The organism is Porphyromonas sp. KLE 1280, from assembly GCF_000700805.1.
Taxonomy (GTDB): domain Bacteria; phylum Bacteroidota; class Bacteroidia; order Bacteroidales; family Porphyromonadaceae; genus Porphyromonas; species Porphyromonas pasteri.
Map to the genome: position 1 here is coordinate 257,759 of NZ_KL362965.1, position 11,546 is coordinate 269,304.

The following is an 11,546-nucleotide window of genomic DNA, read 5'->3' on the forward strand; positions in this document are numbered from 1 at the left end:
GAAAGGCGCTTAGAAGCCGCGTGTGATCATACCGCTACCGAAGCAGATGCGGTGCTCGGTGTCGTAGAGCACGGCATATTGGCCTGGGGCAATGCCTTGGATAGGCTCTTCGCTCTCGATGAGGTAGCCCGAGGCGGGGTCGTAGCTAAGTCGCCCGCGTGTGAAGTCGGGGGTATGGCGCACCTTGAAGGTAATCTCCACTGACTCCTCACGGGAGAGGGGAGCATCCAGTCCACGTACCTCGGCGGCGTACTGCCAAGGGTCGTGGCTGATGAAGTCGCAGGTCTCCATACCGATGTGTTCGCCGTACTGGTCGGCGGGGTCATAGCCCTGACTGACCAAGATGATATTGCGACGGATGTTCTTCTTCACGACGAACCAGGGTCCACCACTCAGCCCGAGGCCCTTGCGCTGACCGATGGTGTGGAACCAGTAGCCCTTATGCTTGCCGAGGATCTTCCCCGTCTCACGCTCGATGATGAGGCCTTCCTTCTGTCCGAGGGCGCGCTCGATGAACTCGTTGTAGTTCACCTTCCCGAGGAAGCAAATACCCTGACTATCCTTGCGGTTAGCGCTCAGCAGATGCGCCTCTTCGGCGATACGGCGTACCTCGCTCTTGAGGAGGTGACCGGTGGGAAAGAGAAGCTTGGAGACTTGGCGGAAGTTGATCTGTGCGAGGAAGTCCGTCTGATCCTTCACGGGGTCGGGAGCCGTAGCCAGATAGAGCTGATCGCCGACGAAGGTCGTCGTGGCGTAGTGCCCCGTAGCGATGAAGTCGAAGTCCTTGCCCCACTTCTCCTCGAAGCAACCGAACTTGATGAGCTTATTGCACATCATGTCGGGGTTCGGGGTGAGGCCACGGCGTACGGTGTCGATGGTGTACTGGACGACGTTCGCCCAATACTCGTCATGTAGCGAGACGACCTCGAGAGGGCAGTCATAGCGGTGTGCCAGATGGCGCACGATCTCCAGATCATCCTCCCACGAGCAGTCCGTGAAGCCCTTCTCCTCCATACCGATCTGGATGTAGAAGAGGGTAGGGCGGTAGCCCGCCTCGGTGAGGAGGTGGACGACGACGGAGCTATCGACCCCCCCTGAGACGAGGACGGCGATGCGGGGCTCGGTGAGCCCACTTCGGCGGATGCGCTCCTGTAGGGGCGCTATGAGATCTTGCTTCTGCATACTACAAAGGTACTGCAATTCCCGTGCTCTTTGGCGGGGGGGGCTCGTGTGCCCTCCTCAAGAGGCAGGGGGGAAGCTCAAGCAGTCGGGCCTTCAAACAACTACTGCTCTGCACGCGTCCGACTATTGCTCCGTGCTCAATCCACTATTCGTTTGTACATTGAGTGAATAGTGGTACGGGTGTCATCTACTACTCGTTTGTACTTCATACCACTATTGCTTTGGAAGGCTCACCATATTAGGTTGTTGCTCTGCGTAGGGATAAAAGTTGTGAGCAAGTAGCAGATAAGTTTAGACTACGTACGTGGATTTAATATCTACGTACGTGGATATTTGGATTTATGTACCAGGTCTTTAAAACTACGTACATAGACAGAGGAAAACCCCTACGTGAAGGCGCTTTTTTCTTCACGAGAACGATGCTTTTCCCTCCGCTGGATAAGAGGAATACTCGTGATAAGGCGAGGGGCTTGCTCGGTCACTTCGGAGAGGTGTATCGGGGAGCTGGGCGTGCGATACCTTAGCACTCGAAATAGAGGACAGGACTCTCGGCAATAGTCTCCTCTTATATTGCTCGCGTCACGCCCCCACATACTATCAAGCCAAGAGTGCCTATTGAAGCGGTCACTCTGTGGGAGCTAGGCTTCTTTCCCTCACGCGTCATAATGCCCAATTTTGCGGGGTATAAGGGCCGTATAAGGGTCGTTAAATACGGCCCTTTGCCTGAGAAGGGTACATATAGGTAGGTAGAGGCGGGCAATAAATACCAACAAAAGGGGAGGGTAATGGGCCACTGTTTGCCCTAATTTTGCAGCGTCGATAGTACACATTCGATCTCTAACTTAGCCGATAGCGAATGAATCAAACCTCTACCTCCTGATGAGAGCTGTAAGCCACAGCCATATCTCTGACTACCTTCTCATAGGTGAGCGAGCCACATGCCCGCACCATGAAGCGGCCTCACGACCTTGAAGAGCTCGCCCTCACCGACCTCCTTCCTATTATCCAACCCTCCTAAGATAGGAGTGACTACACACCACTCCGCCCTCCCCACGACTATGTGGAAAGCAAACTGTAAACTCCATTCTATGGGCTCGGTGCGCCTTGGCCTCTTCGGTCTCGTACTCACCTCAGCCCTTGCCCTCGCGCCCCATCCCCTCGGGGCTACTACTACCGAGGAGCTCGCCCCCGCCGAGCAAAGTGCGCGGGAGCAACTCACGATCACCATCCTCGACCAAGCCACACGCCAGCCCATCATCGGGGCGGTCATCCGCTGTGCTACGGCGGTGAGTCCTACGATGACGGACAAGGCGGGGCATGCCACCCTGCGCTTCCGCTCCGCTCCCACGAGTGTCCATGTTGAGATCTCTTGTGTGGGCTATCAGCGCCTCTCGCGTACGGTCGCTGTCCCCGCCTCGCGCAGTATCACCCTGCAGATGCAGGAGGATGCGCAGGTCATCTCCAAGGTCGAGGTCACGGCGCAGAAGCGTCATACCTCTAACCTCCAGCAGACGGCGACCATCGACCGCAAGACTATCGAGCGAGGGGGTGCTACTTCGCTTGCCAAGCTGCTGGAGACCATCCCTGGTGTCAGCTCGATTAGCTCGGGTAGCACTATCGCTAAGCCCGTGATCCAGGGGATGCACAGTAGCCGTATCCTACTGATGAATAATGGTGTCCGTCTGGAGAGCCAGAGCTGGGGCGCTGACCATGCCCCTGAGCTGGACTATACGGGCTCGAGCATGGTAGAGGTCGTCAAGGGTGCCGAGTGTATCCGCTACGGCTTCGGTGCCATGGGGGGCGTCGTCCTTCTGAATGATGCGCCGCTACCCTTTGGCAAGGAGAAGATCGAGATCCATGGCAAGGCGAACGTCGGCTACGATACCAATGCACGAGGTGTCAGCGGTTCGGCAAGCCTCGAAGCGGGCTACGGCAAGTGGGGGCTTCGCCTGCACGGGATGTACACCAAGGGGGGCGACTACAGCACCGCCGACTATATCCTCAACAACACGGGCTACAATACCATCAGCCTCTCGGGAGCGCTCGGCTACCACGCCTCACGCGTGACGGCGACCGTCTACTCCAGCCTCTACTACCAGCGTAGCGGTATCTATTACGCCAGCAAGATCTCCGACCTCGATCAGCTCGTCAAGCGCTTCGAATATGGGCGCCCTGATTCATCGACCTTCCGCCCCTTCTCCTACGATATCAAGCCTCCCTTCCAGCAGTCGCAGCACTTCACGCTCAAGGGTGAGGTGAAGTGGAATCTGAGCGATAACCACCGCATTGACTTCACGGCCTCGTTCCAAGAGAACCTCCGACAGGAGTTCGAGAACCGTAAGAAGGCCGACTGGAGCTGGATACCGATGCAGGACCTCATCCTCAAGACCTTCAAGGCGGACGTGCTCTGGCACGCCAAGTGGAACCGCTGGGGGATGACTACCGACGTCGGGACGTCGAATACCTACCAGACGAACTACAACTACCCTGGGACGAAGCAGCCTGCCTTCGTGCCGAACTTCGCCGCACTCTCGATGGGGGGTTACTTCCTCCACAAGGCTGAGCTGGGTAAGCTCCAGGCCGCACTCGGTATGCGCTATGACTTCCGCGTGATGTCGGTCAGCGGCTACACCAGCCTGAGCAACTACACCTACTACGACGACTTCAAGCTGTATAGCAACTTCACCACGAGCCTCGCCGCTCACTATGATATCAATCAGAACTGGGATGTGCGTGCGAATATCGGCTGGTCGTGGCGCCCACCCGATATCAACGAGCTCTACGCTATCGGGCTGCAAGATGGCTCCTATTGGGTCGAAGGGAATCGTAACCTCGCCAGCGAGCGTGGCTATAAGTCCGTCATCGGGGCACGCTACCGCAATAGCTGGATCTCTATCGAGCCCAGCGCCTTCTACCAGCGCATCAGTAGCTATATCTACGACCATATCGGCGCAGGGAAGGATCGCTTCCACAACCACCCCAGTGGGAAGTACCCGAAGTTCATCTACGACCAAGACGACGTCAACCTCTATGGGGGGGATATCGAGGCTACGGTGCACCCACTGCCTGGGCTTGCTGTCGTAGGGAAGGGCGAATGGATGTTCGCTCGCAATATCACGCGTCAGGACTGGCTGCCCTTCATGCCCTCCGACCGCTACGGCCTCTCGGGGACGTATGACTTCGACCTCACACGGGACAAGAAGTACCACGCCTCCGTCTCGCTCTCCAGCATCTATGTGACGAAGCAGCGTCGCTTCGATCCCGACAAGGACCTCGTCAGCGACTCGCCCGATCCTTACTTCCTGCTCAATGGTACGGCTGAGGTAGGCGTGCGCCTTCCCCACGACCGCTCCCTACGACTGATGCTCGTCGGGGACAATATCCTCAACGCCCTCTACAAGGAGTACACCGACCGCTTCCGCTACTACGCTCACGCCCGTGGCGCGAATTTCTCGCTGCGTGTGCTCTATAAGTTCTAATGACTGCGACTATGAAATCCATCATATCTCACTACCTCCTCCCCGCTCTCGGTGTAGCTTGCCTCCTCGGGAGCTGCTCCAATGAACGTGTAGACAACTTCTTCAAGAAGATCATCCAGGCTCCGCCCTCCGAGATCGAGCGTGACGTCAAGGGCCACGACCAGATCTATGCCGTGCATGCGATCCTGCGCATGGGCTATAAGGCGGGCCAGATCGGTGTCGGTGCGAATGCCGACGAGATGGTCGACGTCTACAATACCTATCATATAGCAGGCGAAGAGACCGTCATACCCATCGTCCAGGAGATCGATATCGCCAAGGATGACAACGGGCAGATGACCGTGACGACGGAGCGTGATCACTTCGATGTCGTCGCCTCGGATAAGATCGTCTACGGCCTCGAGCTGAAGTACTACGATCAGAACGGGATGCTCATCAACCACCAGTTCACGAACTTCCCCTATGTCAAGGGGAAGGACGGCTACAGCGCGCCCGATGAGGACAACTCCACGCTGATGATGCACCAGCACTTCTTCGGTGTCGGGCACTTTACCCTCAGCAAGGGCTCAAAGGATGAGGCTAAGACGCTCCAGCTCGCTTACCCCCGCACGCTGGCCGATGTGCCGCACTACATCGACCGCTATACCTTCAGGGAGCGTGGGGGCAAGGCAGAGCCTGCGACGAAGTTCTCCGCATCGAATATCTACGTGCCCGATGGCTTCGAGCTGGGGCGCAATGCCGTGCCTTTTGACAACGAACTCGCGTGGCGCTCTATCGAGGTGACGGGGCGACCCGATGCCCTCCAGCCCTTCCGTGCCTCCAATGGTACGATGTACCGCCTCGTGCGCAGCATCGACAACCAGCGCCTTAATCAGCTCGTCCCCGAGATCTTCACCTATACCTACCGCGATACCGATCCCATCGAGGAGGAGCTGGGTAAGCTCTTTGACGAGTCATACAATGATGACTTCATCGACCCCGAGACGGAGGCTCCCCGTCAGCGCTATGGCGAGACGGTGGGTCTGCTGAAGCAGGAGCGTAGCCTCGATGCAGGGGCGCCGCTCGACCGACTGGGCTTCAAGGGAATCTTAAAGTTCCGTCAGGCGGGGATCTCCTTCCTCCTGCAGGTGCGTCTGTGTAATATCCTCACCAAGGGTCAGCAGCGCACGGGAGATGTCGCCAAGCCCGCGAAGTACACCAATGCCGCGAACCCCGATGGGGGCTACCTCTGGGACTTCAACCAGATCCAGCCTGGCTGGGATAGCTTCGACATTGACTACCCGCTGCCCGTGCGCATCATCGCCGATACGAAGGACGGCGAAGCGAAGTGCTATGAGGACGTCCGCCGCTTCTACCCCTCGGTACAGCGCGCAGAGCTCTGGCGTATGCTCTCCGACCCCAAAGCCTTCTTCTATCGCTATCGTCGCAATGTCGTCCTCATGTAATGCCTACTCCTCGCTATGAATACCTCTATCAGTAAGCACCTCAAGCGCGCCACTGTCCTTGGCCTCATCGCCTTCTCGCTCAGTGCGTGCGATAAGTTCGTCTTCGGGGACATCCATCCCAACTACGACGACAACCCTCTCAACACGAAGACCATCCCCCACAGTGGTGCCGACCACTACGTCGATAGCATCTCGAAGATCAAGGTCACCGAAGCCCTTGCCAATCCCGATCCCGAGGGTGCGTTCAAGGACTGGGCGACGTGTCTCGTGATGTTCAAGGAAGGCCACTCCCACGGTGACGGCATGATGCACGGGAACTTCGTCTATCCGAATGCCCCCTGGAAGCAGGAGGAGTTCGTCATCATCCACAACAACGCTGGCTCTTGGCCCACCGTCGAGGTGCAGCGTCAGAGTACGGTGACCTACCTCGAGCAGTACGACAAGAAGCAGGGCCCCGACTACATCCGCATCATCGGTGGGCGCCTCAAGCGCTGGGGCCTCTGCCTCTATTTCTTCGATAAGAATGGCCGTCTGATGAATGATGATATCCTGGATCACTCCGACGAGTACCAGATCTTCTTCACGGTAAGCGATGTCGATGATAAGGGTCAGCCCTACGAGGTGACCGATACGCGCGGCACTTGGCAGGCTAAGTACGACGAGTATGATACCTGGCAGCCTGGTGGTACGATCGACCACACGCCTGTGCCTTCGCCCTTCTTCGCGAATAAGACTACGTGGAAGGAGCGTGCTGATGCCACACCGAAGATCTTCGAGTACACCTACCGCGACACGTGGATCCACGATGCGATGGGCGATGGTGCGCGCGAGCTCTTCAACCAGCGCCTCCTCCCTCCTCTCACGCGTAAGGAAGCCGACTGGGCTGTCGCTCCCTATGACCAAGACCGTGTCGGGCTGAAGGGGCACTTCAACTTCGACATCGATGCCGATGAGAATGATGACAAGCACAAGGATTGGCCGCTCGAGATCACACGCCGTACCGACCCCACGACGGGTAAGGGTGGGCGCTACACTCGCCCTTCGCACATCCTACCGAAGTTCTACCTCTCGGTGCGCGTCATGAAGTGCCCGAAGGGCAAGAAGGCGCTGATTCCGAAGGACTCCTATCTCGCACGCCACTCCACGTACGTCTTCCTCAGCAAGTTCATCTGCTCAGACTGGTACAACCCCGACGAGCCGAAGGACTACGGTGCCGACTCGCAGTGGAAGGATGTCCTGCGCTTCAACATCCCTATCAAGGTCTTCTGCAGCAGCTTTGACACCGACCCCACGGCCATTGACCCCAATGACCCCTACTACTATTACCTCGGTCGTGAGATCGGCCTCACAGCTGAGGAAGCTCTCGAGGCTTCGCAGAATGTCCAGACGCACGGCATCGGTGGTGGCTCGGGCTTCGGCAACTGGTTCCTCTAATCTCCTCACAGCATTATATCCAGCTATGCGCACTTATATATATCGCTTCGCCTTGGCCTTGGTGCTCCTCTCGGGGCTGATGGCCTGTGCTCGCAACGAGGCGCCCCAGCGTCGCTCGAACTCCCGCTCCTCCGTTGACCACCTCATCATCAAGGAGGTCTTCTACATCGGACACGTCATCACGAAGAGTTTCCCCGAAGAGTGGGGATACGCTCCCGTGAAGTCGTGGTATGAAGACGACCAGTACATCACGATCTTCAACCCCACCTCGGAGGTCAAGTACCTCGACGGCCTCGCACTATGCACCACGGCTCTCGACCCTTCGGACGAGCGTACCTTCGCAGGGAAGGAGGACTTCCGCCGTAAGTATATCGGTGTCGAGACGATCTCTTACTTCCCTGGCAGTGGGAAGGAGCATCCGATCCAGCCAGGGCAGACGGTCGTCATCGCTAAGTATGCCATCGACCATGCCAAGGAATACTTCGTTCGTCTCAATAAGCAGGCCGATGATTATGGCGAAGAGCGCGAGGATCCCAAGCGCTACAAGGGTGTGGACTCCCTCATCGATCTAACGAAGGCCGACTGGGAGTGGACGCACAGTGACTACGACCGCCAGCATATGAATAACCCCAATGTCCCCGACCTCGTGCCCATCCTCACGGGCGTAGATAAGAAGGGTGCGAAGTACTCGGACTTCGGTATCAAGCAGATCTCTGGGCAGAACGGTATCGCCCTCATACAGCTCCCCTGGACGCCTGAGGACTTCCGCGAGAACTATCAGGATACCAAGGAGCGCCTCGGCTACCGCCATTATATCAATGTCACCAACAGCCTCTTCGCCGACTTCTACGCTATCGAGATCCCCTTCTCCAAGGCGCTGGACTGCATCACCGTCTGCCCCAAGCGACGCTACAAGATCAATCCCTATAAGAATACCTTCGATAAGGGATACAATGCCGTCACGGAGGTCAGCGCGAAGAACCTCCCGAAGAGCGACTGGCAGAAGTACTCTGGCCTCGCACTTATCCGTAAGTGGGACGGGAAGAAGTTCGTCGACGACAACAATTCGACCAGTGACTTCACCGTCCAGCCCGCCTCTCTCGGCTTGAAGAAGCCCACGACATCGGAGAAGTAATCCTTCCTCCGAAGCACCGGCTTCCTCATCTACATTCTTTATGTCCTCGCCCCCTCGTGCTCTTTGAAGCCGTGGGGGCGAGGCCTTTTCTATGCCATCGCCCTAATTATTACGTACTTTTGCAGGTGAATTCATAAACGAATCAGATCATGTATTCTGTAGAAGATATAAGAGCCCAATTCCCTATACTCGCAGCGGAGGTCTATGGTAAGCCCCTCGTTTACCTCGACAATGCTGCGACCACTCAGAAGCCTCGCTGCGTCATTCAGACCATCGAGGAGGCCTATTATTCGGCCAATGCCAACGTTCATCGTGGTGTGCACTACCTCAGCCAGATCGCGACCGAGCACCACGAAGCCGCACGCCGTCGTGTCGCTGACTTCATCGGAGCGCCCTCAGCCGAAGGTCTTATCTTCACCCGTGGCACTACGGAGGCCATCAACCTCGTCGCATCTTCCGCTGGCGAAGCCTTCGTCTCTGCTGGCGACGAGATCATCATCAGTACGATGGAGCACCACTCGAATATCGTGCCTTGGCAGATGATGTGCGAGCGTCGCGGGGCGCATCTGCGTGTCATCCCCTTGACGCCCGTAGGTGAGATCGATATGGATGCCTATCGCTCCCTGCTCAGTGAGCGTACGCGCCTTGTCGCCGTCGCCCATGTCAGCAACGTCCTCGGCACGGTCAATCCCGTAGCCGAAATCACGCGCTTGGCGCACGAAGCTGGTGCCCTCGTCCTCATCGACGGAGCGCAGGCCATCGCACATACGCGTGCCGATGTCGAGGCGATCGGAGCGGACTTCTATGCCTTCAGCGCGCACAAGATCTACGGCCCGACGGGTATCGGTGCGCTCTATGGTCGCCCCGAGGTGCTTGACCGTATGCCGCCGTACATGGGTGGGGGAGAGATGATCGAGCGAGTGACCTTCGAGAAGACTACATATAACAGCCTGCCCTTCAAGTTCGAGGCTGGTACGCCCGACTACGTAGGCTCTACTGCCTTCGCTCGTGCGCTCGACTTCGTGACGGAGCTGGGCATCGAAGCCATCGCAGCGCATGAGGAAGACCTCCTGCACTATGCTACGGCTCGCCTCAAGAGTGAATTCCCCGATAGCTTCGTCCTCGGCGAAGCACCCAATAAGGGTGGTATTCTCTCCTTCGGCATCGGGGAGATCCATCCCTTTGACCTCGGTACGCTCCTCGACCGCATGGGTATCGCGATCCGCACGGGGCATCACTGCGCCGAACCGCTCTTGGCATCCTACGGACATCAGGCGGTGGCACGAGCTTCCTTCGGGCTGTACAACACCCGTGAGGAGGTGGACCGCTTCTTCGACGCCCTGCACCGCGTCGTCCCTATGCTGAGCTAAGCCCCCGCTTACGATGAGTAGGTCTATGAAGTCAGTGAAGGAACACGCGCCCCTGCGCGTGAGCTTCGGCGAAGATGGCCGTCTGGAGTGTGGCTGTGATGAGGCGGGGCGTGGGTGCTTAGCCGGCCCCGTCGTTGCTGCGGCTGTGATCTTGCCTCCGACTTTCTACCACCCGCTGCTCTTCGACTCCAAGCAGCTCTCCGAGCATCAGCGTGACACGCTCCGCCCGATCATCGAGGAAGCGGCTCTGGCGTGGGGTATCGGGATTGTTTCCCCCGAGGAGATTGATGAGATCAACATTCTGCAGGCCTCCTTCCTCGCGATGCATCGTGCAATAGACGACTTACTGCTTCGCCCCGAGCTACTCCTTATTGACGGCAACCGCTTCAAGCCCTACCACGACATCCCCCACGAGTGTATCGTCAAGGGGGATGCCACGTTTGCAAGCATCGCTGCCGCTTCGATCCTCGCGAAGACGCACCGTGATGAGCTGATGCTCGCCGAAGACGCCCGCTACCCAGGCTATGGCTTCGCAGGGCACAAGGGCTACCCGACGCCAGCGCACCGTCGTGCCATCGCTGACTTAGGCCCGTCGCCCATCCATCGAATGACCTTCCGCTTGGTCTGATCCACTCCTTATATATAATGTATAGCGCCCCGTTGCTTGGCTGTGTATAGCCAGCAGCGGGGCGCCTACTATTATATATAGGTAGTTAAATCGACCAGTACTGGTCGGTGGTCGGAGCAGTACTGGTCAGCCGGCGAAGTAGTACTGGTCACTAATAGTAACTAGTACTGGTCGGAGTGGTGACCAGTACTGGTTGCTTTTCTTCTTTGGCGGGGGTAGTGGGAAGGCTACCTTTAGTAGGGTGGTGCGAAGCTATATTGGTCGGCGGGTGAACCTATATAGGTCACGAAAGCAACCTATATTGGTCAAAGCACCGACCTATATAGGTTCACCCGCCGACCAATATAGGATGATATCACTCATGTCTGCATCTACTCAAAAGGAATAGGGGAGTATGCGGTGGCTTTTCCCTTCCCGCGCGCCTTTCATCCCCACCAAGCGGACCTCTTCCCCGCTTAACTCCCTCGTTCTTCCCCCACGAAATCGCCCATCTCCCCCAAGAGAATGAAATTTTTTTTCACCCCTTGTAAGTTGCTTGCTTATGGGGAAATGAATGCAACTCTGGCGGGCGTGTTGAGAAATATTTTGCGTTGAGATTTGGTTTGTATTTAGTTTTTGCTCTATCTTTGCAACCGCAAACGAGAAACGAACCGCCTCGAATAAGAGCTAACCCAAGCGAGGGTAGCTGAGGAAGGGAAGACAGACGTTAGCGACGACGATATAAGTAAGGTGACTTACTTATGATTGACTCAAAAGAGGTGTCACAAGGTTCACACCAGCGGCCCTCTTAGCGATCATTGACATACTTGATAAAAACAAACGAGAAAACAACGTAGAGCATATATAATAAGTTAGTATACAACCTGCGTGCTT

7 protein-coding genes are annotated in these 11,546 nt (G+C 57.0%); 6 read left to right on the plus strand and 1 reads right to left on the minus strand.

The annotated features are described in order from the left end of the window. Positions 1-9 precede the first annotated feature (9 nt). Entirely contained in the window at positions 10-1,182 is a 1,173-nt protein-coding gene (gene mnmA, locus HMPREF1121_RS07345) for a tRNA 2-thiouridine(34) synthase MnmA (protein WP_232223764.1), read from the minus strand. 1,058 nt (positions 1,183-2,240) lie between these two features. Here mnmA and HMPREF1121_RS07355 point away from each other — a divergent pair. From HMPREF1121_RS07355 to HMPREF1121_RS07380, 6 genes are all read left to right on the plus strand, one after another. Continuing rightward, complete coding sequence (locus HMPREF1121_RS07355) at positions 2,241-4,661, plus strand: TonB-dependent receptor (protein WP_232223765.1); 2,421 nt, start codon at positions 2,241-2,243, stop codon at positions 4,659-4,661. 11 nt (positions 4,662-4,672) lie between these two features. After that, the gene (locus tag HMPREF1121_RS07360) at positions 4,673-6,106 is read left to right on the plus strand and encodes a hypothetical protein (RefSeq protein WP_044115639.1); all 1,434 of its coding nucleotides are present in this window, start codon (positions 4,673-4,675) and stop codon (positions 6,104-6,106) included. A 15-nt stretch (positions 6,107-6,121) separates the two neighbouring features. Beyond that, positions 6,122-7,540, plus strand: coding sequence for a hypothetical protein (locus tag HMPREF1121_RS07365; protein ID WP_232223766.1), 1,419 nt, complete (start codon positions 6,122-6,124; stop codon positions 7,538-7,540). 25 nt (positions 7,541-7,565) lie between these two features. Then, positions 7,566-8,675 carry a DUF4876 domain-containing protein gene (locus HMPREF1121_RS07370; RefSeq protein WP_044115609.1) on the plus strand — a complete coding sequence of 370 codons (1,110 nt, stop codon included), beginning with the start codon at positions 7,566-7,568 and terminating at the stop codon, positions 8,673-8,675. A 149-nt stretch (positions 8,676-8,824) separates the two neighbouring features. Then, positions 8,825-10,045 carry an aminotransferase class V-fold PLP-dependent enzyme gene (locus tag HMPREF1121_RS07375; RefSeq protein ID WP_044115610.1) on the plus strand — a complete coding sequence of 407 codons (1,221 nt, stop codon included), beginning with the start codon at positions 8,825-8,827 and terminating at the stop codon, positions 10,043-10,045. A gap of 25 nt (positions 10,046-10,070) precedes the next feature. Continuing rightward, entirely contained in the window at positions 10,071-10,673 is a 603-nt protein-coding gene (locus HMPREF1121_RS07380; protein WP_084152018.1) for a ribonuclease HII, read from the plus strand. The last annotated feature ends 873 nt before the right edge of the window (positions 10,674-11,546 follow it).